This window comes from Pseudomonas sp. WHRI 8519, assembly GCF_040224055.2.
GTDB classification, from domain to species: Bacteria; Pseudomonadota; Gammaproteobacteria; order Pseudomonadales; family Pseudomonadaceae; genus Aquipseudomonas; species Aquipseudomonas putida_X.
On the sequence record NZ_CP167996.1, the window covers coordinates 1,971,602 to 1,996,162 of the forward strand.

The 24,561-nt window shown below is 63.8% G+C and carries 21 protein-coding genes, 1 tRNA gene and 1 pseudogene; 15 read left to right on the plus strand and 8 right to left on the minus strand.

Annotated elements, in window-relative coordinates; genetic code table 11:
* Positions 1-30: 30 nt before the first annotated feature.
* Complete coding sequence (locus ABRP30_RS08950) at positions 31-1,110, minus strand: patatin-like phospholipase family protein (RefSeq protein ID WP_241803265.1); 1,080 nt, start codon at positions 1,108-1,110, stop codon at positions 31-33.
* 152 nt (positions 1,111-1,262) lie between these two features.
* Here ABRP30_RS08950 and ABRP30_RS08955 point away from each other — a divergent pair, with 152 nt between their 5' ends.
* The 5 genes and pseudogenes from ABRP30_RS08955 (at position 1,263) to ABRP30_RS08975 (ending at position 5,231) form a co-directional block, all read left to right on the plus strand.
* Complete coding sequence (locus ABRP30_RS08955) at positions 1,263-1,571, plus strand: PepSY domain-containing protein (protein WP_349974522.1); 309 nt, start codon at positions 1,263-1,265, stop codon at positions 1,569-1,571.
* Positions 1,571-1,885 carry a PepSY domain-containing protein gene (locus ABRP30_RS08960; protein WP_267822535.1) on the plus strand — a complete coding sequence of 105 codons (315 nt, stop codon included), beginning with the start codon at positions 1,571-1,573 and terminating at the stop codon, positions 1,883-1,885. The genes ABRP30_RS08955 and ABRP30_RS08960 overlap by 1 nt, the downstream gene beginning before the upstream one ends.
* Entirely contained in the window at positions 1,886-2,554 is a 669-nt protein-coding gene (locus ABRP30_RS08965) for a response regulator transcription factor (RefSeq protein ID WP_241803268.1), read from the plus strand.
* Complete coding sequence (locus ABRP30_RS08970) at positions 2,551-3,870, plus strand: sensor histidine kinase (protein ID WP_349974521.1); 1,320 nt, start codon at positions 2,551-2,553, stop codon at positions 3,868-3,870. Before ABRP30_RS08965 ends, ABRP30_RS08970 begins: the two co-directional genes overlap by 4 nt.
* A gap of 207 nt (positions 3,871-4,077) precedes the next feature.
* Positions 4,078-5,231, plus strand: a pseudogene (locus ABRP30_RS08975) (HPP family protein).
* On the opposite strand, the gene ABRP30_RS08980 reads toward ABRP30_RS08975, so the two are convergent.
* On the minus strand, positions 5,205-6,071 hold the full coding sequence (locus tag ABRP30_RS08980; protein ID WP_349974520.1) for a LysR family transcriptional regulator: 867 nt from the start codon (positions 6,069-6,071) through the stop codon (positions 5,205-5,207). The pseudogene ABRP30_RS08975 and the gene ABRP30_RS08980 sit on opposite strands and share 27 nt — an antisense overlap.
* Before the next feature lie 180 nt (positions 6,072-6,251).
* Here ABRP30_RS08980 and ABRP30_RS08985 point away from each other — a divergent pair, with 180 nt between their 5' ends.
* Positions 6,252-8,141 carry a propionyl-CoA synthetase gene (locus ABRP30_RS08985; protein WP_349974609.1) on the plus strand — a complete coding sequence of 630 codons (1,890 nt, stop codon included), beginning with the start codon at positions 6,252-6,254 and terminating at the stop codon, positions 8,139-8,141.
* 33 nt (positions 8,142-8,174) lie between these two features.
* On the opposite strand, the gene zapE is transcribed toward ABRP30_RS08985, so the two are convergent.
* Positions 8,175-9,260 carry a cell division protein ZapE gene (zapE, locus tag ABRP30_RS08990; RefSeq protein WP_349974519.1) on the minus strand — a complete coding sequence of 362 codons (1,086 nt, stop codon included), beginning with the start codon at positions 9,258-9,260 and terminating at the stop codon, positions 8,175-8,177.
* Between the two features lie 105 nt (positions 9,261-9,365).
* Positions 9,366-9,608, minus strand: coding sequence for a hypothetical protein (locus ABRP30_RS08995; protein WP_267822545.1), 243 nt, complete (start codon positions 9,606-9,608; stop codon positions 9,366-9,368).
* A gap of 269 nt (positions 9,609-9,877) precedes the next feature.
* Between ABRP30_RS08995 and ABRP30_RS09000 the strand changes: the two genes are divergently transcribed.
* Positions 9,878-9,952, plus strand: a tRNA-Gln gene (locus ABRP30_RS09000).
* A gap of 123 nt (positions 9,953-10,075) precedes the next feature.
* Here ABRP30_RS09000 and ABRP30_RS09005 read toward each other — a convergent pair.
* From ABRP30_RS09005 to ABRP30_RS09015, 3 genes are read right to left on the minus strand one after another with little or no spacing between them, the layout of a single operon-like run.
* Complete coding sequence (locus ABRP30_RS09005) at positions 10,076-12,466, minus strand: response regulator (protein ID WP_349974518.1); 2,391 nt, start codon at positions 12,464-12,466, stop codon at positions 10,076-10,078.
* A gap of 14 nt (positions 12,467-12,480) precedes the next feature.
* The gene (locus tag ABRP30_RS09010) at positions 12,481-12,942 is read right to left on the minus strand and encodes a response regulator (RefSeq protein ID WP_012313696.1); all 462 of its coding nucleotides are present in this window, start codon (positions 12,940-12,942) and stop codon (positions 12,481-12,483) included.
* Between the two features lie 15 nt (positions 12,943-12,957).
* The gene (locus ABRP30_RS09015; RefSeq protein ID WP_349974517.1) at positions 12,958-15,228 is read right to left on the minus strand and encodes an ATP-binding protein; all 2,271 of its coding nucleotides are present in this window, start codon (positions 15,226-15,228) and stop codon (positions 12,958-12,960) included.
* A gap of 264 nt (positions 15,229-15,492) precedes the next feature.
* Here ABRP30_RS09015 and ABRP30_RS09020 point away from each other — a divergent pair, with 264 nt between their 5' ends.
* The 7 genes from ABRP30_RS09020 to ABRP30_RS09050 are packed head-to-tail and all read left to right on the plus strand — an operon-like array spanning position 15,493 to position 21,841.
* Positions 15,493-16,020: a spore coat U domain-containing protein gene (locus ABRP30_RS09020; RefSeq protein WP_349974516.1), complete on the plus strand. Its 528-nt coding sequence runs from the start codon at positions 15,493-15,495 to the stop codon at positions 16,018-16,020.
* A 29-nt stretch (positions 16,021-16,049) separates the two neighbouring features.
* On the plus strand, positions 16,050-16,586 hold the full coding sequence (locus ABRP30_RS09025; RefSeq protein ID WP_267822554.1) for a spore coat U domain-containing protein: 537 nt from the start codon (positions 16,050-16,052) through the stop codon (positions 16,584-16,586).
* Between the two features lie 19 nt (positions 16,587-16,605).
* Complete coding sequence (locus ABRP30_RS09030; protein ID WP_241803278.1) at positions 16,606-17,139, plus strand: spore coat protein U domain-containing protein; 534 nt, start codon at positions 16,606-16,608, stop codon at positions 17,137-17,139.
* Positions 17,140-17,148: 9 nt separating this feature from the next.
* The gene (locus ABRP30_RS09035; RefSeq protein ID WP_349974515.1) at positions 17,149-17,652 is read left to right on the plus strand and encodes a spore coat U domain-containing protein; all 504 of its coding nucleotides are present in this window, start codon (positions 17,149-17,151) and stop codon (positions 17,650-17,652) included.
* Positions 17,653-17,690: 38 nt separating this feature from the next.
* A complete protein-coding gene (locus ABRP30_RS09040; RefSeq protein ID WP_267822559.1) occupies positions 17,691-18,467 on the plus strand; it encodes a molecular chaperone in 777 nt (258 codons plus the stop codon).
* A 60-nt stretch (positions 18,468-18,527) separates the two neighbouring features.
* Complete coding sequence (locus ABRP30_RS09045; RefSeq protein WP_349974514.1) at positions 18,528-20,873, plus strand: fimbria/pilus outer membrane usher protein; 2,346 nt, start codon at positions 18,528-18,530, stop codon at positions 20,871-20,873.
* Complete coding sequence (locus tag ABRP30_RS09050; protein ID WP_241803282.1) at positions 20,870-21,841, plus strand: spore coat U domain-containing protein; 972 nt, start codon at positions 20,870-20,872, stop codon at positions 21,839-21,841. Before ABRP30_RS09045 ends, ABRP30_RS09050 begins: the two co-directional genes overlap by 4 nt.
* A gap of 48 nt (positions 21,842-21,889) precedes the next feature.
* On the opposite strand, the gene ABRP30_RS09055 is transcribed toward ABRP30_RS09050, so the two are convergent.
* A complete protein-coding gene (locus ABRP30_RS09055; protein WP_267822564.1) occupies positions 21,890-23,038 on the minus strand; it encodes a M14-type cytosolic carboxypeptidase in 1,149 nt (382 codons plus the stop codon).
* Between the two features lie 270 nt (positions 23,039-23,308).
* On the opposite strand from ABRP30_RS09055, the gene ABRP30_RS09060 reads away from it, so the two are divergent.
* Positions 23,309-24,541 (plus strand): MFS transporter, encoded by a 1,233-nt coding sequence (locus tag ABRP30_RS09060; protein WP_267822566.1) that lies wholly within the window; start codon positions 23,309-23,311, stop codon positions 24,539-24,541.
* Positions 24,542-24,561: the final 20 nt, after the last annotated feature.

Consider the following 24,561-nt stretch of genomic DNA (forward strand, 5'->3'; position numbering starts at 1 on the left):
GAAGATGCGCGCAGTCTACCAGCATGGTCGCTACAAGGCTTGCAGGCGTTCGTGCAGCCGCCCGGTGGCAATCAGTTCCAGCAGCTCGTCTCCCAGCCGTTGGCTTTCGGCAATGGCCTGGTACCAGTAGCGTTTGCGGCTGGGGGCATCGCCCATGAAGCGCTTGAAGTCGTTGCGGTCGGGCAACTTGCCGAAGGGCAGTGCGGCCAGATACTGCGGTGACGGCGTCACCAACAGCACATTGCGCAGGCGTGTGGCATCGCCCTTGCGCCATGGCAGGGCTTTGTCGAACCAGCCCGGCACGACCTTGTCGGTGAAATGCGGGTAAAGCACCAGGTCGTCGCCGCGGTAAGGCAGGTCGAGGTGATAGTCGAGCAAGCCGCCGTCGCGATAGGTGCCCGCACCGGCGCCGGGGATGTCGCGCACACCTTCCATGACCATTGGAATCGAGCCGGACGCGAGCAGGGCATGGCGCAGGTTGCCCAGGCCCAGCGGCAGGTAGCGTGAGGGAAAGTCTGTGAGCGGATCCAGCGGCGGGGTGGCGCGCTCATCGTGCAGGATGACCCGTTCGAAATGCCGCGCCAGGCGGGAGCGCCCCAGCAGGTTGCTGGCGACCACCGAGCCCAGCCCCATCCCCAACCGGCCGCGATGGTCATGGGCAAGATGGCCGTGGCTCTTCACCACCAGGATGTTCAGGCGGTAGTGCGGTGATGCCAGGATCTGCCCATCACGCCCTTGCAGCAGGTCGTCGAGCATCTGCTGGCAGCTGCGGCTGATCTGGGCTGCGGTCACACCTTTGGCAAAGTCCTGCTCGGTATACAGCTCGCCGAGGCGGCGGATGCCTGCGACCGGGTCGTCAAGGCAGGCGCTGGCGAAACGCCAGGAGCCGATCGATGCGCCAATCAAGGCCCGTTGGCGAGGGGCCGATGGCAGCCACTCGCCGAACAGCGCCAGGTCCAAGCCTTGAATCCCCAGTGGCTTGGGCCCGCCAGCGGCACCCGGCACCACACCGACATCCGCTGCCTGCAGCCCGCGCTCGCGGATGCGCTGCAGGGCACGTTTGCCGGCCTTGAAGGTCAGAGCCGGGTACTTGATATGGATGGCGCTCATAGACTGCCTCGCAATGTACAGGCGGGCATTATAGGAAACGCATGGTCGATGCGCTGCGCTATCATGACGCCAGCTTTTTTCAGGTTGAGTTAAGGACCGGTGGATAATCTTAACCCCGTAGACAAATTGCACACCCTGATGGAGAGAATCTGATGAAAACTCTGACTGCCTTGTTCACTGCCGCTGCGCTTGCTTTCGGTGCCAACGTCGCCCTGGCCAAGGACGTCCAACCTGACGAAGTGGTCAAGCTGGTGAATGCCAAGACCATCAAATCGCTGGATGAGCTCAAGGCCGCTGCGGTTGCCAAGCACCCCGGCGCCACCGTCACCGATTCGGAGCTGGAAAACGAATACGGTCGCTACATCTACAAGGTCGAAATGCGTGACACCCAGAACGTCGAATGGGACGTCGACCTGGACGCCAAGACCGGTGAAGTGCTGAAGGACGAACAGGACCGCTGATGACCCACGTGACCCGCTCGGCGCGCTACCTGGCTCTCTCGCTGCTGGCGGTCTGTTCCTTGGCCGTTGCGCGCGACCTGGACCAGGATGAGGCCCTGCAGCTGCGTCGCAACGGCGTGATCCTTCCGCTCGAGCAACTGCTCGAGACCGCCCTGGGACGTCACCCCGGGGCGCGGTTGCTGGAGGCGGAGCTGGAGGAAGACGATGATCGCTACGAATATGAAGTCGAGCTGCTGACCACCGAGGGTGTGGTGCGTGAGATCAAGCTCGATGCCAGCACCGGTGCCCTGCTCAAAGACGAGGAAGATGACTGAATGCGCCTGTTGCTTGTCGAGGACAATGTCCCCTTGGCGGATGAGCTGACCGCTGGCCTGCAGCGCCAAGGCTATGCCGTGGACTGGCTGGCCGACGGCCGCGACGCCGTGTACCAAGGCCAGAGCGAGCCTTACGACCTGATCATCCTGGACCTTGGCCTGCCGGGGTTGCCGGGCCTGGACGTGCTTTCGCAGTGGCGTGCCGCAGGCCTGGCCACGCCGGTGCTGATCCTGACCGCACGGGGGTCATGGGCCGAGCGCATCGAGGGCTTGAAGGCGGGGGCGGACGACTACCTGAGCAAGCCCTTCCACCCGGAGGAGCTGCAACTGCGCATTCAGGCGCTGGTGCGCCGGGCGCGGGGGCTTGCCAACCAGCCCCGGCTCGAAGCTGCCGGGCTGCACCTGGACGAAAGCCGCCAGTGCGTGAGCCGCGAAGGGGTTGATATCCAGCTCACCGCTGCTGAATTTCGCCTGTTGCGTTACTTCATGCTGCACCCGCAGCAGATCCTCTCCAAGAGCCACCTGGCCGAGCACCTGTACGACGGCGAGACCGAGCGTGACTCCAACGTGCTCGAAGTGCACGTCAATCATCTGCGCCGCAAGCTGGGCCGCAGCGTCATCGAAACCCGCCGCGGGCAAGGCTACATCTATGCCGGGAGCGCCGGGTGAAATCGATCCAGGCACGCTTGAGCCTGGGCCTGGTGGCCGTATTGGTAGTGGTCGGGGTGGTGCTTGCGCAGCTTACCTTGTGGCTGTTCGAGGCGGGTTTGCAGCGCTACCTGGAAAACGGCCTGCGCAAGGAAAGCGAGAACCTGCTGGTGGCGCTGGTGCGTGGGCCTTCGGGGTTGCAGCTGGATGAGCGGCGCATTTCCGCCGCCTATCAACGGCCGTTTTCCGGTTACTACTTTCGCATCGATTTCGACAAGGGCACCTGGCGCTCGCGCTCGCTGTGGGACCTGGACATGCCCAAACCAGCCGCGCCCGGCCTCTCCGACAGCCACGAACTGGGCCCGGAAGGCCAGCAGTTGCTTGCACTGCGTGCCGACTACCGGCGGCTAGGCCAGGACATCTCGATCAGCGTCGCTCAGGATTATTCGCCTGTGCGCGAAGGCTTCCGGCGCCTGCAGCAGATTGGCCTGGGCATGGGCCTGGTGGCGCTGATCCTGGTGCTGGTGCTGCAGCGCATCACTGTCACCCGCTCGTTGCGCCCGCTGGAGCGCGCGCGTCAGCAGATTGCCCAATTGCAGCAAGGCCAGCGCTCGCAACTCGACGCCCAGGTACCCAGCGAACTGGCCCCGCTGGTGGGCCAGATCAACCATTTGCTCAGCCATACCGAAGACAGCCTGCGCCGTTCGCGCAACGCCTTGGGTAACCTGGGCCATGCCTTGAAGACGCCATTGGCGGTGCTGCTGAGCCTGGCGTCCAGCGAGCGCCTGAATGACTTGCCCGAGGTGCGTGCGCAACTGCGCGAGCAACTGGAGCAGATCCAGCAGCGCCTGGCACGCGAGCTGAACCGGGCGCGCCTGGCTGGGGATGCGCTGCCAGGCGCTCAATTCGACTGCGATACCGAGCTTCCGGGGTTGCTCGCCACCTTGGGCATGATCCATGGCGAAGGCTTGCTGCTCGAACGCGATGTACCACCCGGGTTGCTGCTGCCTTGGGACCGGGAGGACTTCCTTGAACTGCTGGGCAACCTCTTGGATAACGCCTGCAAATGGGCAGACAGCGAAGTGCGCCTGGGCATTGCCCCGACGGGCGAAGGCTACCAGGTGTGGGTCGACGACGACGGCCCGGGCATACCTGAAAGCCAGCGCCTGCAGGTGCTGGAGCGCGGTTCGCGGCTGGATGAGCAAGTGGATGGCCATGGCCTTGGGCTGGGGATCGTGCGGGATATCGTCGATGCCTGGGGTGGGTCTTTGGCCCTGAACCAGAGCCCTTTGGGCGGTCTGCGGGTGAGTATCGATCTGCCGCGCAAGGTCCGCTGAAACGCTTTGGCCCTGTCGCGGCAGCGGCACTGCAAAAAAACTGCAGTGCAGGCGCATTTTTTTGAATTGGCCCAAGCCCGGAGCTGCGCGGCACAATCGCCTGAAGAAACCCTGCGGTTTCCATCTCTCCACGGACGGAGCCCCCTAGGGCCCAGGCCAGTTCGGCTGGGCTTTCTTTTGATCAGCACCACGAACACGATTACTTGAATGACTGCCTTGCGTTCCGAAAGTCGTCTGCAGCGGTTGTTGCCGCCGCCCCTGAATATCCCTCCAAAACAATGGCTGCGTGCCGGCATCGGCGCGCTGCTCGGTTTGTTCCTCGCCGGCTGGTTGACCGGTATGGCCTATGGGCCCGGCATCGCCTTGCACCTTCTGGGGCCACTGGCGGCTTCGGCAGTGCTGGTGTTCGCCGTGCATTCCGGGCCCTTGGCACAGCCTTGGCCGGTGCTGGGCAGCTACGCGCTGGCCGGCGCAGTAGGCCTTTTCATGCGCGAGGCGTTCGGCCCCCACCTGTGGGTCGCGGCGACGGCCTTGGGCATCTCGCTTGTGCTGATGTGCCTGTTGCGCTGCCTGCACCCGGGGGCGCTGTTGCGGTGAGCGCAGTCCTGGCCGATTCAGGGCTGACGGCGCTGGGCGACCACCTGTTGGAGCCCGTGCTGCTCAACGCGCTGATTCTGGTGCTGGTGGCCGTGGTGTACAACCGTCTGACCGGGGTGCATTACCCCAAGGGCGCTGCGCCACGCAAGGACCAGCACCACACCCACGACCCGTTGCCCAGCGAGCGGGTTGGGGTCACGGGTGCGGACCTGGATCAGGCCCTGGACGAGTTGGGGGCGTTCGTCGACGTCACCCGCGATGAACTGGAACGCATCATCCTGGCCACCGAGCAGCATGCCCTGCAGCGCAGCCTGGGCGGGATCACTGCAGCGTCGGTGATGTCCCGCGACGTGCAGTTCGCCGCACCCGATACCACCCTGGAGCAGGCCTGGAAGATGCTCGCCAGTCATCACCTGAAAACCCTGCCGGTGCTGCAGCAGGGCAAGCTGGTGGGTATCGTGAGCCTCAGCGATCTGCTCGGCCCGGCCATGCAACGTGGCCGGTTCAGCTGGCGGGGGCTTTTCGGGCGCAAGGCCGTGCGCATGGAGCAGGTGATGAGCCGGCAGGTCATCAGTGTCAGCAGCCAGGACCCCTTGGAACGCCTGTTACCCCTGCTGTGCGAACAAGGGCTGCACTGTCTGCCGGTGATCGATGGCGACCAGATGGTCGGTGTGATCACCCAGACCGACCTGATTGCGGGCCTCAAGCGCCAGTTGCTCAGCGCCGCTGGCGGCGTTTCAGATCAGCGGGTCCCAGCGTTGTGACCAATCGCTGGTGCCGGAGGCTACCAGCCGGCGCAGCAGCGTGAAGGCCTGCTGCAGTGCCTCGCTGTCGCACTTGCGTGGGTATACCAGGAAGGTTGGGTAGGTGAACTCCGGGGCTTGAGGTACCCGTTCGAATACCCCGCTGTCCAGATACGCCTGCACCACGCGGGTACGGAAATAGCCGCTGCCGCCTTTGTCGAGAATGAACTGCAGGGCCAGCGGCCCGAGGTTGAAGCTCAGCGCCGCTCGCGCGCAGTCGGGCAGGGCGGCGTCGTGCTGGCGGCGGAATGCCTCGCCCCAGTCGATGTAGATATACGGGTCGGGTTGCGCGACACGGCGTATGCGGATCAGCTTTTCTTCCATCAACTGTTCCACCTGCAGGCCCGGACCGTAGGTGGGCTGATAGACCAGCGCGGCGTCCAGCAGGCCCATCTCCACCTTGCGCAGCAAGGACTCACCGTCGCTGACCTCGCTGCGGATGGCGTGGCTGGGTAACGCGCAGTGCAAGGCGCTGACCCAGTCGAGCAGCATCGGGTTGCCCAGGCTCACTTCTGCCCCTACGTGCAGCACTTGCTGGCAGCCTTCGGGCAGTGGCAGATCACGGCGCGCCGCTTCCCACGTCTGCACCAGCTGGTTGGCATAGCTGACGAAGGCTTCGCCATCGCTGGTCAGGCTGGCGCCGTTGCGGTTGCGCACGAACAGCTGGCAGCCCAGTTGCTGCTCAAGGCGCTGCACCCGGGCGGTGATCGCGGTCTGTGACACGAACAGGCGCTCGGCGGCGGCGACGAGGCTGCCGCACCGGACGACTTCCAGAAAGGTTCGGGCCTGCTCGATATCCATGGGCTGCTCTGTGGCGGGGAGGGTGGCTTATTCTAGAGGCTTTGCACCGTTGTGGGGCGCTTTCGCCAGCGCTGCAAATCTGCATATGCGTTGTGACTTTAGTCCCATGGCAGCCGGGGCGTGGCGGTCCATACTCAAGGCTCGCCCTTCAATAACAACAAGTACCGGGTTGCCATCGACATGACCTACCAGCACGACTACGCCCATTCCATTGCCGACCCTGCTGCCTTCTGGGCCGAACAGGCCAAACAGCTGGCCTGGTATCGCCAGCCCACCCTGACCCTGCAGGAAAACCCCGACGGCACCCATCGCTGGTTCGCCGACGGTCGCCTGAACAGCTGCTACCTGGCCCTCGATCGGCAAATCGAGCTGGGCCGTGGCGAGCAGGCGGCGCTGATCTACGATTCCCCCGTGACCGGCGTGCAGCAGGTGTTCAGCTACAACCAGCTGCGTGACGAAGTAGCGCGCCTGGCCGGGTTGCTGCGCCAGTTAGGGGTTGGCAAAGGCGATGGGGTGATCATCTACATGCCGATGGTGCCGCAGGCGGCCATGGCCATGCTCGCCTGCGCGCGTATCGGTGCAGTGCACTCGGTGGTGTTCGGTGGCTTTGCAGCCAATGAGCTGGCCCTGCGTATCGATGATGCGCGGCCAAGCGTGCTGCTGACGGCGTCCTGCGGGCTGGAGTTCGACCGGGTGATCGAGTACAAGCCGCTGGTCGACCGCGCGCTGCAACTGGCTCACCACCAGCCGCGCCAGGTGCTGGTGCTGCAGCGGCCCCAGGTTCGCGCCCAGTTGCAGCCAGGGCGCGACCTTGATTGGCAGCGAGCGCTGATGAATGCCGAGCCTGTGCCTGCGGTCGAGCTGGCCGCGGCAGACCCGCTGTACATCATCTACACCTCGGGTACCACGGGCAAACCCAAGGGCATCGTGCGTGAGAACGGTGGCAACGCGGTAGCCCTGTGTTATGCCATGCGCCACATCTACGGCATGCAGGCGGGCGACGTGTGGTGGGGCATTTCCGATGTGGGCTGGGTGGTCGGGCACTCGCTGATCGTCTATGGCCCACTGATGAGCGGCTGCACCACGGTGTTCTATGAAGGCAAGCCGATCCGCACCCCGGATGCTTCGGCCTATTGGCGTGTGGTCGAGCAGTATCGGGTCAATGCCCTGTTCTGTGCGCCCACCGCCATGCGGGCGATCCGCAAGGAGGACCCGGATGGCGAGTTGATCCGCCGACATGACCTGAGCTCGCTGCGCCAATTGTTCCTGGCCGGGGAAAAACTGGATTCAAGTACCCACCATTGGCTGGAGCGGGTGTCCGGCAAGCCGGTGCACGACCATTGGTGGCAGACCGAGACGGGCTGGCCAGTCACCGCGCCGTGCGTGGGGCTTGAGGGCAGCGCGGCGCGGCCGGGTTCGAGCAACCGCGCAGTGCCGGGCTATCACGTTCGTGTGCTGGATGACGCTGGGCACCTGCTGGGCCCGAACCATCAGGGCGCCATCGTCATCGCGCTGCCGCTGCCACCCGGTTGCAGCCAGACCTTGTGGGGCGATCATGAGCGCTACCTGCAGGCTTACCTGCAGACCTACCCGGGTTACTACCACACCGGTGATGGTGGCTACCTGGATGACGACGGGTTCGTCTACATCATGGGGCGAACCGATGATGTGATCAACGTCTCTGGCCATCGCCTCTCGACCGGCGAGATGGAGGACTTGGTGGCGTGCCACCCTGCGGTGGCCGAATGCGCGGTGATCGGTGTGCATGACCAGATCAAGGGCCAAGTGCCCTTGGCGCTGGTGGTGCTCAAGGACGGTGAGGGTATTGGCGAGGCGCAACTGTCGGTGGAGTTGGTGGGCAAGGTGCGTGAGCAGATCGGCGCGTTGGCGTGCTTCAATCAGGTGCGATTGGTGAAGCGGCTGCCCAAGACCCGCTCGGGCAAGATCCTGCGGGCGGTGTTGCGCAAGATTGCCGATGGCCAGGCGTATGTGCCGCCCTCGACACTGGATGATCCGGCGGTGCTCAGAGAGATCGAAGCGGTGCTGGCGGATCTGCCCAGGGCAGGCTGACCGCAGGCCTGGCCAACGGGCGAATGCGCGTGTTCAGCCGGGGAGCGTCTGCGGGCCGACCTGATGCAACTGCCCCAGCCGGCTGCGGGTGCGCATCAGGTCGGCAACGTGGCCGCCCAGGCTCTCTTCCAGCGGCCGCTGCCCGATCACCGTCACCTGGCAGTCCTGATCGTACAGTACGTCCACCAGGTTGACGAAGCGCTGCTGCGCTGCCAATGAGCACTCCGAGAGGTCATCCAGCCCGTCGATGACCCAGGTATCGAACTGCTGGGCAAGCTGCAGATAATCGATCACCGCTGTGGGCTGCTCGCACAGGTCGTCAAAGGCGAACATCACCGTCCTGCCGTCACTGACGAGTGCACGAAGGTTGCGTTTGTTCACCTCCAGCGTGAGCGGTTGCGCGGCCGGCACTTTCAGCGCCTGGCGCTGGGCCGCATCGCCAGGCCATACATAGTGGCCTTGGGTAAAGCGCTGGTGTTCACGGTTGGCCGGCAGGCTGCGAAAGTCGGTGTCACCGCCGACTTCAAGCACCTCCATACGGCCATTGATCAGGCGGATCACCGGCAGGAATCGCTCGTGGTACAGCGGATTGGGCAGCAGCCCCTCGGGTGCGTAGTTCGAGGTCACCAGCAGGAAGATGCCACGTGCGAACAAGGCATTGAACAGGCGGGTGAGCAGCATGGCATCACCGATGTCATGCACATGGAATTCGTCGAAACACAGTACCTGGCAGTCGCCCAGTAATTCGTCCAGCGTCGCGCCCAAGGCATCGTCGAGCAGCCTGTGACGGTGCATGCCCTGATGCAGGCGGGCAAAGAAATCATGAAAGTGCAGGCGTTTTTTTGCCTCGACCGGCACTGCCTGGAAGAAGCCGTCCAGCAGCCAGCTCTTGCCGCGGCCCACCGAGCCGTACAAGTACAGGCTGCGGGGTTCGCCCCCTGGCAAGCGGGCAAGCTGCGCGGCCATGGCATGGATGACCCGGCGCTGGCCGTCGCTGAGCTGATAGCCACGGCTACGCGCCTTGTCTTCGAACCATGCGAGCAGTTCGCTCTGGTTGGAGGTGGCGGTGCGCAGGCGTTGGCCCAGTTGGCGCAGGGGGGAGGGGATCCAGGCAGACAAAAGCTAAGCTCCTTGGGCAAAGGAAGGTCAGCGCGCAGCTTGCCTCAGGTCGGCCCTTTAAACCAATAGAAAAAGTGCGGTGCTTCTATCAGTTGGCCGGATGACTCAAACCTTGCGCTCCAACTGGCGCTCGATCATGTATTTGATGGTCAGCCGGCGCTCCTTGAGCAGGCGCAGGTCGTCGTCCTGAAAGTTGCCGGCCGAGATCGCCTCAGCTGCAAGGACCTGATTGTCGATGTCGATGTATTCGTCGAGCAGACGGTCGAGGGTCTTGTCTTGCTGACGGCGTTGCTGAACGATTTCGCGGGGGTAGTGCAGGTCTTGATACAGGTCGTGGGAAACAGGCATGGCATCCTCCTTGGTCAATGCAAATTGCTTATCTGATTGGAAGGGCGGAATGCGATTGTGTTGAAGCGAGGCGGTATAAATGCGACGGATGGTCACTTTGGTACGTGTGAAAGGCCTGCAAAACACTAACCTGCTGTTTTAAAGCATTTTTTTTGCGAAAGGGGCTTCCCACGTCCAGAGAATGTTGTTAAAGTGCCGCGCATTCCAAGACAACAACCCAGTTGTCACTCAGTTGGAAAAGTCAGAGCAGTTAACGCTGCATCCGATACAGGGGCGTCGCCAAGCGGTAAGGCAGCAGGTTTTGATCCTGCCATGCGTTGGTTCGAATCCAGCCGCCCCTGCCATTTTCTCTTTGCAATACACCTTCTTGATTCAGTGCAGATGACCATCAGCGCTGGGTTTCGTCGTGTCTGGCGTGCGTAGAAGCCGGTCGCCAGCGTACTGGCGATGGCCTCTGCGCTCAAGCCCTACTGCCTGTTCACCCGCAGCAGTTCATCCAGCACGCGGGCCAGCTCCTCAGCCTGCACCGGCTTCTGCATCACCAGGCTGTCCGGCAACTCCAGGCCCTCCAGCTCGGCATACCCGGTCAGGAACACCACCGGCAAGCGCGGATGCCGTTCCCGTGCGGCCAACGCCAACTGGGCACCGTTGAATTCAGGCATGGCAAAGTCGGTCAGCAACAGGTCGATCTCGTCGTCCAGCTGGGCCAATGCCTGTTCGCCGCTGTGCGCCTGGCGTACCTGATAGCCGTATTGGCGCAGCACATCGCCAAGCATGTCGCGCACCAGGTGGTCGTCATCCACCAGCAGCACCGTGCGGTCGCGGCCCGTGTCACTGACCGACTGCGATGCAGCCGGGACCACCGGGTCCACCGCCCGTTCATGCTTCACTGCAGGCAGGTAGACGGCAACCTGAGTGCCATGCCCGGGCGCGGTGTCGATGCGCACACCGCCACCCGACTGCTTGGCAAAGCCGAACACCTGTGCAAGCCCCAGGCCCGAGCCCTTGCCGATGTCCTTGGTGGTGAAGAACGGTTCGAACACCTTGGCCACCACCTCTTCGCTCATGCCGCAGCCGGTGTCGCGAATGCTCAGCATCACGTACTCACCGGGCTCCGGGTCTTCCGGCCGCTGCGGGCGGGCCTTGATCCGCGTATTACGGGTGGACAGCGTCAGCTGGCCGCCGTCGGGCATGGCGTCGCGGGCGTTGATCGCCAGGTTGAGGATGATCATTTCGGTCTGGGTCGGGTCGGTCAGCGCTTGCCACAGGCTGTGGTCCAGGTCCAGGCGCACAGAAATGCTCCCGCCCAAGGTGCGGCGCAGTAATTCCTCCAGGCCGCTCAACGTGCGGTTGAGGTTCAGAGGCACCGGTTCCAGACGCTGGCGACGGGAGAAGGCGAGCAACTGTGAGGTCAGCTTGGCGCCGCGTTCACCGGCCTCGCGGATATGGGTCAGGCGCTTGCGGGCTTTCTCCAGGTCACCTTTGTCCAGGTCACGCTCGAGGAAGCTTGAGCCGGTAAGGATGACGGTCAGCAGATTATTGAAGTCGTGGGCAACACCGGCAGTGAGCTGGCCAACCGCCTCCAGCCGTTGCATCTGCTGCAGCGCCGCTTCGATGCGCTCGCGCTCGGCGATCTGTTCGCGCAGGCGCTCGTTGGCGTCCGCCAGGCCTACGGCTGCTTCGCGCTCGCTGGTGATGTCGCGGGCCACCACATAGAGCAGGGTGTCCTCCGGCACCACCACCCAGGACAGCCAGCGCAACTGACCGCCTGCATGCTGGATGCGGCCGACGAAGCGGGCGCTGGTACGGCCATGGGAGAGGGCGGCCAGTTCGGTCAGCAGCGCTTCCTGGTCCGGTTCAGGCAGCAGATGCAATAACGAGGTCTGGCTCAGGCGCTCGCGGGAGAAGCCCAGGCTGGCCTCCCAGGCAGGGTTCAGGGCGACCGGCGTGAGGTCTTTGTTGAGCACCGCGAGCAGGTCCTGGGACAGTTCCCAGGCCCGGTCGCGCTCGCGGGTGCGCCGCTCCACACGTTCGCCGAGCATTTCGTTGAGTTGCTTGAGCGCCTGGGTGGCCAGGCGCTGTGCGTGGATGTCCTGCAGCACGCCCGAAAAGCGCGTGCAGCGGCCATCGACGAACTGGCTCTGGCCACTGCTGAGCAGCCAGCGCGGTTCCAGGCCGTTGGGTTGGGCAATGCGGAATTCGACCCGGTAAAGCCCGTCGCTGTCCGCGCGCATGGCGTATTCCACCGCTTCACGTACGCGGGGTACGTCTTCGGGGTAGATGCCTGCATAGAAAACATCGAGGTTCATCTCGGTGTCCACCGGCAGACCGAACAGCGTCTTGCAGCGGGCATCCCACACCAAAAGTCCTTCCTGCGGACGGAAATCCCAGGTGCCCATGCCGGCGGCATCGATGGCGATCCGTGCACGTGCCTCCACATCCGCCAAGGCTTCCTCGGCGCGGCGCCGCCGTTGGCGCTCCTGCACTTCGGTAAGCGCCCTGCGCACTGCCTTGGGCAGCATCGGCAGGTTCTTTTTCAGGACATAATCGGTGGCACCCAGGCGGATCATCTCCACCGCGTGCTCTTCACCGTAAATGCCCGAAAGGAAGATGAACGGCGTGTCCGGCGCCAGTCGCTGAGCGATGGCCAGTACATCGGTGCCGGACGAGCCCGGCAGCACGCAGTCACACAGGATCAGGTCATAGCTGGCTTCGCCCAGGGCGTGCTCGGCGGCGACATGGTCGAACACCAGCTGCGATTGCAGCTGCAAGCCGCTGCGCTCGAGGCTCAGCAGGGTCAGCTCGGCATCCAGCGAGCTGTCTTCAACCATCAGTAATTTGAGCGGCGTTGGCAGCATCTTTGCGGTTGGCCTCAGTTGCTGCCACGCCGGTTAAGGCGCAGCGAGCCGGGTGGTGGTTCATTGAGTACGGCCCAGAACACCCCAAGGTCGGAAATCGCCGCAACGAACTCCTTGAACTCCACAGGTTTGACCACGTAGGCGTTCACCCCCAGCTCATAGGCACGCAGCAGGTCCGGCTCCTCCCGCGAGGACGTCAGCATCACCGTCGGGATACTGCGCAGTTCGGGGGTGGCGCGCACTTCCCTGAGCACTTCCAGGCCATCGACCTTGGGCAGTTTCAGGTCCAGCAGCAACACCGCAGGGTTGCCGTCGGCGCGCTCGGCATAGGTGTTGCGGCGCAGCAGGTAGTCAAGGGCATCTGCGCCGTCGCGCAGCACGATGACCTCGTTGGCCAACTGGCTACGCTCCAGGGCCAGGAGCGTGAGTTCCAGGTCCCTGGGGTTGTCTTCTACCAGCAGGATAGGCTTGAGCATGATTGTACGGGTGCCTCAGTTTGTTTCTGGATGACGGGGAAGGGTGAAATGGAAGCTGGCGCCCTGGTCGACCTGACCTTGGGCCCAGACTCGGCCATCGTGACGCTCGATGATCCGCCGCACGCTGGCCAGGCCGATCCCGGTGCCCTCGAAGTCCTCCATGCGGTGTAGCCGCTGGAACACACCGAAGAGTTTGTTCGCATAGGCCATATCGAAGCCCACGCCATTATCGCGAATATAGACTTCGATTTCCTCTTCGTGCAGGTGGGCGCCGATGTCGATGCGTGCAGGCTCGCGGCCACGGGTGTATTTGATGGCGTTGGCGATCAGGTTGTGCAGCGCCAGGTTGATGAAGGCCGGGTCACCGATCACCTTGGGCAGCGGCGCCACGTTCCAGATGATCTCACGCCCTTCGTAATCGGGCGCCAGTTCCTGGCGAATGGCTTCGACCAAGGCATTGAGGTCGACATCGGACAGGCGCAGCGCCGAGCGGCCCATCTGCGAGAAATTCAGCAGGTTGTCCACCAGGCTGCCGGCGAACTGCGCGGCCTCCTCGATGTGTTTGAGAAAGCGCCGGCCGCGCTCACTCAGGCCCTGGCCTTCGATTTCGCCGAGCAGTTCGGTGTAGCCGGCGATATGGCGCAACGGTGCGCGCAGGTCGTGGGACACGCTGTAGCTGAAGGCTTCGAGCTCTTTGTTCGAGCGGCGTAGTTCATTTGCCAGCTGCGCCAGTTCTTCTGCCTTGCGCAAAACGATGCCGAGCACTGCAGTGCGCAGTTCGACCACGCCTTCGATCGTCAGCGGGTCCCACGGCTCGCAGTAGCCGCTCAACTGTTCCTGCCAGTGTTCGAAGCTGTGCCGCGGGTTCAGCGCCCCCTGCGGGCCAATCTGTTTATCGGGCCGCCCGGCCCAGTTGACCGTGCGTACCTGCTCGGGGCGGAACCACAGCAGGTAGTGCGAATGAATCTGGGAAATGGCCACCGCCAGCACGCCACCGGCATGCTCGGCCAGCTCGGGCAGTTCGTCGATGTCGCGGCGCACGTTGTCACTTTGGAACACCGTCTCGTCATTGCGCTGGGCCAACCAGTGCACCAGCGCAGTGACCTGCGCCGCCGGTGGCGTCTGGCCAATCAGGTCGCAGCGCTCGGCGGAAATGACCGCCGCGCCGCTCGCCCCGGCGAACGCCAGCAGCACCTCGGGCAGGGCGCGCAGGCCCTCGCTGACGCTGTCATGGTCGGCCATCGAGGAGATCATCCGGACGATGTGCTGGCGCAGGTCGAGCAGCTTGCGCGTATCGGCGTGGGATTCACGCGATTCGATCTGCAGCGACAGCACGCTGGCCAACAGCTCGCAGGCGGTGCGGGTGCGCAGATCGACCGGGCGGGGTTGCTCGTGATGGCACGACACCAGCCCCCACAGTTGCCCATCGACCACGATCGACAGTGACATCGACGCCAGGGTGCCCATGTTGCGCATGTATTGCAGGTGCACCGGCGACACGCTGCGCAACGCGGCAAAACTCATGTCCAGCGATTGGCCGGTGCGCGGGTTGGCCGCCGGTACCAAAGGCACGGCCTGGTAGTTGGCATCTTCGATCACGCGGATGCGGTTGACCCGATAAAGCTCCCGGGCCTGGCGGGGGATGTCCGAGGCCGGGAAGCATAGGCCCAGGTAGCGGGGATAGCCGGCATCGGCCACTTCAGCCAGCACTTGGCCATTACCTTCCGAATCGAAGCTGTAGGCTTTGACTCGGCCAAAACCTGTGATCTGCTTTATTTGCAGCACGGTCTGCTGCAGCAACTCTTCCAGGCTGGCGGCGTTGTTCAGGCTGCTGACAAAACTACGCACCAGTGGGTAATAGTCGCCTTCAAGGGCCTGGCCCGCGGGCTGGCGAGCGGGTTCGAACTCGGCGATCAGCACCTGGTCATGGCGATGCGTGAGCAGGCGCAGGCGGTCGCTGAAGGGCGCGCCCTGGCGCAGGTACACATCGCCGATGTAGAACGGGAAAACATCATCCCCGGGCAAGCGCTCAAGATGGGCGCGCAGGTCGAAACTGTCGCTGACCACGTCGGCGAAGGTGCACCCCAGCAGTTCTTGGGCGGGCACGCCTAGCCAGCGGGCGACATTGTCGCTGGCCTGGAGGATACGCAGGTCCTGTTCGTCCAGCACCAGCAGAAAACCGTGGGGTTGGATGCTGCCGGGAACCTGAATGGGCTCCTGGGCACAGCGTTCCACGGCTTCGGCGAGTGCGATGTCTGTGGTCGTCAATGGATACGCTCCTGTCATGTTCGTCCATGCATGGCGCGCATGCGTCTGATGCGGGCTTGGTGGCTGCTGCGCACCGTAACAGAATGCGCAAAGGTTTGCCGGCCTATGGCCATTGGAGGCGCTGGACGGGCATGGGTTCGATGCCGCTCGGAAATTTCTTGGCCGTGACAGGGCAGCCATCTAACCCTTTGTTGTTACTACCAAAGAATGGCGGGCAGCGGCCACGGTCAAGCCACCGGCTGCTACGCTCAGACTCAGGACCTTGAAACAAGGGGCGTGTCAGTGACGGGACGCTGTGTGGTGACGCTGTGGGGCCTGCTGTTGGCTGGCAGTGCCGTAGCAGCGGACTTCCTCGTGGAGGTGCGCGTGCAGGTGCAACGAGGCTGCATGCTGGTCAACCAGCAGCGCGAGGCGGGGGCGCAGGACCTCGGTCGGCTCGACCTGGGCACTGCCGCACGCCTGGATGGGCCGGGTGCGCCCTTGAGCGCGGAGCTTCTCAACCAGCGGCCACCGCGCCTGGAATGCAATCCCGATACGCCCTACCAGGTGCGTGTCGACGGTGGCCAGCACGGTGGTGCCGGTGAACTGCGTTTCTTGGCCAGCAGCGACGCCAGGGCGCGGCCGATCCCCTACCGCCTGTACCGCGACGCGGCCTGGCGCGAGCCTGTGATCGTGGGCCAGCCCCACGCCGCGCGCGTGCCGGACAGCGGGACGGTCGAACTGCCGCTGTACGCCCGTATCGACAAGCTGGCCTGGGTGCCGCACGCCGGTGTGTATGCCGACCTGCTGAAAGTCACGGTCACCTGGTAGCGAGCCAACATGCACAAGGACGTCATGCCATGAACCGTACATCCATCCTGCTGCTCAGCCTGGGCCCGCTGCTATTGCCCAGCGGCGCAGCACATGGCACGACCACCGGCTTCATCCAGGCCCGTCTGGTGATCAGCGCCGCGTGCCAGATCAGCAGTGGCGACCAGCCCCCGGCCACGCTCGGCAACCCTGGGCTGATGGACTTCGGCGAGCGTGGCCCGAACTGGGACCAGCCGCTGCGCAGCCGGGTCGACGAAGCGAACGGCGAGGGCAGCCTGCAAATCAGCTGCACGCCCCAGGTCAGGGCCTTCAACGTGCGCATCAACGGCGGCCTCAACGGTAGCGATGGCGTCCGGCGCCTCAGCAATGGCCGCGAAATGATCCCCTATCAACTGGCGCTCGACCCGGGCGGCAATAGCCGTTATGGCATCGGCCAGGCGCGTGCCTTCACCATCAGCAGCACCGAACAGATTCCCATCCCCATCTTCGGCGTAGTGGTGGCGCAACCGCGTGCGCTGCCGGCCGGGTTGTACCGCGACACGCTCAGAGTGACTTTGGACTGGTAATTCCCGCAAGGAGACCCCGATGCGAACGAACCTCACCCACTGCATGCTCGCCGGCCTTGGCCTGGCGATGGCATGCCACGCCCAGGCCGCCACGGTGACCGGGACCATCAACTCCACCCTGACATTGACTTCGGCGTGCCAGGTCAATGGCACCACAGGCACCTCGGGGTTGAATTTCGGTACCCTCAGCTTCGGCACTCAGGAAGCGTTGTTCACCACCGCCAACGGTGAGGTGCTCGGTGGCGGCGGCGGTGCGATGAGCATCCTCTGCTCCGCAGGTACGGTGCCAGCCATCCGCGTGCGTGCGGGGGCCAACGACGGTGCCTCGACTGGCGGTACCCGGGCGCTGGCAGACGGCAACGGCAACTTCGTGCCCTACGACTTCTATACCGACACTGGGCGTACCCAACTGCTGGCCATCGACGGCACCATCACGCTGCCGACCAGCACCGGGGTTGCTCAGACCGTCAACCTCTATGGTCAGGCGCGCGGCAAGGCCGGCCTGCCCGCCGGGGTATACACCGATACGGTGGCCGTCGAGCTGTCGTTCTGAGCCGCAGCCATGCGCTATTGGCTGGGTGGCCCCCTTGCAGGCCTGGGCATCCTGTTGGCGACGCCACTGGATGCGGCGACCAGCAGCAGCTTCCAGGTCACCGCGACGATCACCGCGGGCTGCCTGGTGGTGGGCGGCGTCAGCCAGTATGGCGTGCTCGATTACGGCACCCAGTCGGCCTTGGCGACCGGGACCCTCAGCACGTCCCTGGGCGGGACTACGGTGACTTTCCAGTGCACGCCCGGCGTTAGCCTGAGCATGAGCCTGAACGGTGGGCAGAACGCGGTGAGCGGCACGCGCTACCTCAAGCGCGGCGGCGGCACGCAGCTACTGGCCTACCAACTGTACCAGGACGCGGCCTACAGCCAGAGCATCGCCGTGGGCCAGAGCGTGGCACTGAACAACAGCGACCCGACGGCGATCAAGCTGTCGGTGTATGGCCGCACGCAGCTCACCGGCCTTGTGCCGGCCGGCACTTACACCGACGTCGTGCAAGTGGCGGTGACCTGGTGAAACGACCGGGCCCCTGACAATCAATCAAGGAGAGCGGTATGCAGGCAGGCGCGAAGTGGGCGCGGGTTTTGATCGGGGCATTGCTGCTGGCGAGCTTGCCGGCGGGGGCTGCCACCTCAGTGCTGATCTGGCCGATCGACCCGGTGCTGGAGGCTGACCAGAAGGCCGGTGCGCTGTGGCTGGAGAACCGCGGCAGCGCCCCGGCGAGCCTCCAGGTACGCGTATTTGCCTGGCGACAGGGCGATAACCAGGAGCAGTTCCAGGCCCAGCGGGAAATCATCGGCAGCCCGCCGGTAGCGACCATCGCCCCCGGCCAGAAACAACTGATCCGCCTCACCCGCACCGGCAGTTCACCGGCCGGCCAGGAACAGGCCTACCGCATCATCATCGACGAAATTCCCTCGCCACTGCCCACGGACAACGCCAACCAGGGCGCCACTGCGGCCATCCGCCTGCAGATGCGCTATTCGGTGCCGTTGTTCGTCTATGGCGAAGGTTTGTGGGGCAAGCCGGATCCGCAAGGCAAGCGCAGCGCCAGCAGCGTGGGCAAGCCGCAACTGAGCTGGCGGCCGGTGACGGTGCAGGGCAAACCCTATGTGGAACTGCGCAACACCGGCCCGGTGCATGCCCGGCTGACCGATGTGGTGGTACAGCAGGGCGGCCAGGCAAGGCCACTGGCCGAGGGCCTGCTGGGGTATGTACTGCCCGGGGCCAGCATGCGCTGGCCGGCACCGGTTGCACCGAACGCCAGCGGCGTACTCAAGGGCAGGGTGAACGGCCAGGAGGTGGCCGAGGCGATCCGCCAAGGGCAATGAAGCCACTATTGAATGAATGTCAGGGGCCAGGGAGGACCCGGCAATGGTTGGAATGCGTGTGTGAAATGGCTGGCGCGGGCGACACGCCGCTGGTACCTGGGGCTGGCGCTCATCGGCCCCGGCCTGGCGGTGGCCGACGAGCTGCCGCCGCCGCCCACCGAGGCCGCCGCCATTGCCGACGCCACACTGTATCTGGACCTGCTGGTGAACCAGGTGCCCAGGGCTGAGCTGGTGCCGGTGCAGCAGCGCGCCGGAGGGCTGTTCCTCGACAGCCAGGTGTTGCGCGCTGCCGGCATCGCCCTGCCGGGCAACCCGCAAGGCGAGGTGGCCCTGGATGCCATCGCGGGCCTGCACAGCGACTACGACAGCCAGAACCAGCGCCTGCTGCTGCAAGTGCCACCGGCCTGGCTCCCGGACCAGCAGGTCGGCGACCGTAACCTGTATCCGGCCAGCGATGCACGCAGCAGTTTCGGCGCGCTGTTCAACTATGACCTGTACCTGAACGACACCGACGAGGGGGGTACTTACCTGGCAGCCTGGAATGAGCTGCGCCTGTTCGACAGTTGGGGCACATTTGCCACCACCGGCCAGTGGCGGCAGTCGTTCAACGGTGCTGCGGCCGACGACAGCCGTCAGGGCTTTTTGCGCTACGACACCACCTGGCGCTTCACCGACGAGCAGCGCCTGCTGACTTACGAAGCGGGCGACTTCGTCACCGGTGCGTTGCCCTGGACCAGTTCGGTGCGGGTGGGCGGCCTGCAACTGTCGCGTGACTTTGCCGCCCGCCCGGACCTGGTCACGTATCCGTTGCCTGCCTTCGCGGGGGAGGCGGCAGTGCCAACCTCGCTGGACTTGTTCATCAACGGCTACAAGTCCAGCACCACGGAGTTGCAGCCTGGCCCTTACACCCTGACCAACGTGCCGTTCATCAACGGTGCCGGCGAGGCGGTGGTGGTCACCACCGATGCCCTGGGGCGCCAGGTGTCCACCACGTTGCCGTTCTACGTCACCAGCAGCCTGCTGCAAAAAGGCCTGTCGGATTTCTCCATGGCCGCCGGCAGCCTGCGCCGTGACTATGCCGTGCGCGACTTCAGCTACGGGCCTGGCGTCGCCTCGGCCAGCCTGCGCCATGGCGTCAGCGATGCTTTCACCCTCGAAAGCCATGTCGAAACCGCGGAATCGTTGCTGCTTGGCGGTTTGGGCGCGAATGTGCGCCTGGGCACTTTCGGCGTACTGAACGCTGCCGTAGCCCAGAGCCAGTACGACGGTGAAAAGGGCCACCAGGTCGCCCTCGGCTATCAGTACAACAGCCAGCGCTTCGGTTTCAGCTATCAGCGTTTGCAGCGCCATGATGCGTACGCCGACCTGAGCCGGGTCGACAGCCCGGACCTGCAATTGAGCCAGCGCAGCGAACAGGTCACCCTCAGCCTCAACCTGGAACGCTTCGGCAGCCTTGGCGCGGGCTACTTCGATGTGCGCGCCGGTGACGGCTCACGCACCCGCCTGATCAACCTCAGTTGGAGCAAGCCGCTGTGGGGCAACAGCAGTGTCTACCTGTCGGCCAACCGCGAGGTCGGCGACAGCCAGTGGGCGGTGCAGGCGCAATGGGTGATCCCGATCGACTTCAGCGGCACCCTGGCGGTGAGCATGGAGCGCAGCAAGGACGGCGAGGACCTGCAGCGGGTCAACTTCAGCCGCGCGGTGCCGGTGGGGGGCGGTGTCGGCTACAACCTTGGCTACGCCACCGGAGGTGATCGTGATGCCTACCGCCAGGCGGACGCCACCTGGCGCCTGCAGTCGGTGCAATTGCAGGCCGGCGTGTATGGCAGCAGCGGTGAGATGACCCGCTGGGCCGACGCCAGCGGCTCGCTGGTGTGGATGGACGCCGGGGTGTTTGCCGCCAATCGTATCGACGATGCCTTTGTGGTGGTCAGCACCGGCGGCTATGCCGATGTGCCCGTGCGTTACGAAAATCAGGAGATCGGCCGCACCGACCGCAACGGCCACCTGCTGGTGCCGTACAGCAGCGGCTACTACCGCGGCAAGTACGAGATCGATCCCATGGATCTGCCGCCCGATGTGCTCGCGTCACAGGTGGAGCAGCGGGTCGCGGTGCGCCGTGGCAGCGGCTACTTGCTGGAATTCCCGCTCAAGCGCGTGCTGGCGGCGAGCATCGAGCTGGTCGATGGCAACCAGCAGCCGCTCAAGCTGGGCAGTACGGTCAGCCACCGTGAAAGTGGCAGCCAGGCGGTGGTGGGTTGGGACGGGCTGGTCTATCTGGAAAACCTCTCGGCGCATAACCAGCTGCAGGTCAGGTTGGAGGGAGGAGGGCAGTGTCAGGTCGAATTCGACTTGCCGCAGGCAGAAGGCTCGATCCCGTTGATCGGCCCTCTGGTGTGCCGATGAGCAAGGGGTTGCGCGGCCTGCTGATCGGCATGCTGGCGCTGCCGGCGGGGTCGGCCTGGGCGTTATGTTCGTCCGTGGCCACTGCACCAGCGGCGTTCGGCACCGTCAACTCGACCCTGGTGCGCACCGCCATCCAGAGTGCCTCCACCACCAATGCGGGTTTGCAGTGCACCGGGTCGTTGTTGTCCCTGCTAGTGAGCAGTGACCACTTCTACCTCACCATCACCTCCGCTACCAGCGGGCTGGTGGGGCCGACCGGGGATGTCATCCCCTATACGATCTATGCCAATAATACGACCAGCTACCCCATCACTCGCGGCGCCCAGTTCGATTTCGCGCGCAACGGCCTGATCGACGCCCTGGGCCTGCTCAATGGCAACTCCCCGAAGTCTGTGCCGGTGTACCTGAAGACTTCGGTTGGCGCCAACGTGGCGGCTGGCGTCTATACCGAGACGCTGAACCTTGCCTGGGTCTGGAACTACTGCTCAGGCATTGGCCTGGGCAATCTGTGCCTGGGGCGCGACACGGGTTCGGGTAACCAGACCCTCACGGTGAGCCTGACGGTGAGTAATGACTGCCAGATATCGACGCCCACCATCAGCTTTGGCAGTGCGCCGGTAGTGGCGGGGTTCGGCACGGTGAACCAGAGCGTGAACCTGTCCTGTACCAAGGGCAGCAGCTACACGGTCGGGCTGGATGACGGACAGAATGCAGCAGGCGGGCGTCGGAGGATGAAGTCTGCTGCCAACAACTACCTGGCCTACGACATCTTCAAAAGCGCGGGCGCCGTACGGTGGGGAGCCGTGGGCAGCGCGCGGCGCTCGAGCAGCGATGCCAATGTCAACCCCGGGGCGGGGACTGGCACGGGTAGCCAGGTGTTCAACTACAACGCCAAGGTCTACACCGACCAGGCGACACCGCCGGCGGCGACCTATACCGACAATGTGATACTCGATGTGCAGTTTTGACTGTGCAGGCCTTTCCGCGGGCTTGCCCCGAGAAAAGGCCTGCACTGATCAGCGCAAGTCGTCAGCCATCTTCAGCAAGGTTTCCAGCACCGCCCCTGCCAATGCCTTGGACCGCGCTCCCGACCAGCCGGTCTTCGGGTTGGGGGCATCGTCATGGTCTTTGAACGGCATCTCCAGGGTCAGCGACAGGCAGTCGTACGCCATGCCCACCGCATTGCACGCCAGTGTCGTATTGGCCTTCCCCGGCTCATCGCGGGTATAGCCATGCACGGTCTGGAAGTCAGGCGTGATGCTGCACAAGGTGCTACGGAACTGCTCCTCCAGCCTGGCCAGGCGCGTCGTATAGCCGGGGTTGCCCTCGCAGGCTGCCGTGAACACATGCGGGATTTCTTCATCCCCATGCACATCGATGAACGCATCCACCCCGTACTGCTTCATCTGCGCCTGGGCAAAGAACACCTCCGGGCTCGCTTCGACGCTGGCGTCCTGCCAGGCCCGGTTGAGGTCCTGGCCCTTGAAGTTGGTGCGCAGGTGGCCGAGAAAGGCGCCATCGGGGTTCATGTTGGGAATCAGGTACAGGTCAGCCTTGGCCAGCAATTGCTGGACGATGGCGTCATTGCTTTGCAGCCGGTCGATCACCCCCTCCATGAACCACTCGGCCATGTGCTCGCCCGGGTGCTGCTGGGCGATCAGCCAGAGCTTGCGCTTGCCTGCGGCCCCGTCGCCTGCGCGCAACAGTGGTATGTCGCGGCCTTGCACGCTACGGCCATGGGCCAGTAACTCGACACCGGGAATCTGCTGGGCACGTTCGATCAACTGGTTGTGGCGGGCACGCGGGTAGGGCTCGAAGTAGGCGAACCAGATCTGCTCTTGCGCGGCTTCCACTTCAAAGGCCAGCGCCTTGCCATCGAACTGGCTGGGCACACGGAACCAGGTTTGCTGGTCGTAGGAAGCCACGGCGTTGTAGCCGTCCCAGGCGTTCTTGTAGGAAGACTCGCTGGCGTTGTCCAAGCTGAAGCGATGAACCTGGCCGGGCGTGAGGCCGCTGACCTTAAAGTGGAACCACTGGAAGTGGCCGCTGTGGGTGTCCGGGCGAATGGCCAGGTGGACCCGGGCAGGGTTGCTGGCATCCAGTACCTGGATGTTGCCGGAATCGAAAGCGCAGTCGATTTGCAGAGGGGACAGCGTCACGGTCATTGGCGTGGCTCCTTGGGCTTTGTTGTGGGGGTACTGTACACCCCTCGTGAGGGAGGCTGTGTACAAAAACAGCACCCACGATGATTTCCTGTTGTTGAAAAGTTAATGGCTGGCTTGAGTACGCAAGTACTTGAACGCGGTCTGACGGGGGCTAATGGCGTAACGGCACGATGTCGGGCTCAAAAGTCCTACACGTTTTTGGGATATTTCATTGAGCAACTCCGCTTGTGTATCTTGCCGGTGTGGTTTCGTATATGGCCTGAAAAAGTGATGCAACGCTTCGGCGTACTGCTCAGCGCCCTGTGGTCAGAAACCGGAGTTTGTGGCGTGCCTGCTAAAACTACTGCCCTATCGATTTTGCTGGTTCTTATTAGTCTGCTGGGTGTATTCCCGCTCGATGTGATTTTGCCTTCTGTTGCGCACATGGCTGAGTATTTTGCAGTCGATACAAAACGCATTGCCTATTCGGTGAGTTTATTTGCACTGGGTGTGGCGTTATCCCAAGCGGTGATCGGCCCGCTTTCCGATTGCGTGGGAAGAAAGCGCTTGCTGATCGCGGGGCTCCTGCTGGGCATCGGGGGGGCAATCGGGTGCCTGCGCGCCGTACACTATGAGACCTTCATGGTGTTCCGCCTGTTGCAGGCCATGGGCTGTGGCTGTTTCGTACTAAGCCAAGCGCTGGTGCAGGACAGTTACAGTGGCCAACAGCGCGATGCGATGCGAATCCTTCTGACCAGTGCAAGCGGTGTCTTTATTGCGTTGTCGCCGTTGGCAGGCAGTGTGCTTCAGCACTATGGCGGGTGGAAGGCAAGTTTTCAGGTGTTTGTCATGCTGGCAACAGGGGTGCTGTTACTTTGTTTTATCTTGTTGGAGGACACTGGAGCCTCTCGTTATCGAGGCGGTTTATTGCAGGGCTATTGCCAGGTGCTGAAAGACAGAACGTTCCTTGTGTATTCGCTGTTTTCCTGTTTGGCATTTGCCTGTCATTTTTCATTTGTCGTCGTATCTCCCTTGTTATTGATGGGGCGGCTAGGGTTGACGGAGTTCGCCTTCTCCGTGGTGTTTCTGCTCTATGGGTTGGCCTACATGGTCGGCGGTGTCATTGCCAATAAGCTGAATCGAAGGCTGAGTACACAGGCGCAGATTGGTTGTGGGTTTGCCCTGATAGGCGCTGCGGGCGTTGCTCTGCACTTTGCTTTGTCAGGCGATGAACGGGTGCTGATCAAACTAGTGTTGCCCTTAACGATCTGCACCATCGGCACGACCATCGTTCGCCCGGCTGCAACCACCTATGCGCTCAGTCGGCACCCCGATCGCGCAGGGACTGCTGCCTCGGTCAGCAACACATTGCTTTTTGCGTGTGGCGGGGGCGTGAGCCTGCTGGTGGCGTCCTCAGGCGAGGTGAGTTTGGCAACGAATCTGGCGGCGAGCTTTATAGCCTCTTGCCTGTCAGGCTGGCTGCTTCTCGCTTACGTGGCCGGGCGATTCAGGCACGAGCCTTGATCTGCAGGTGGGCTGGCTTT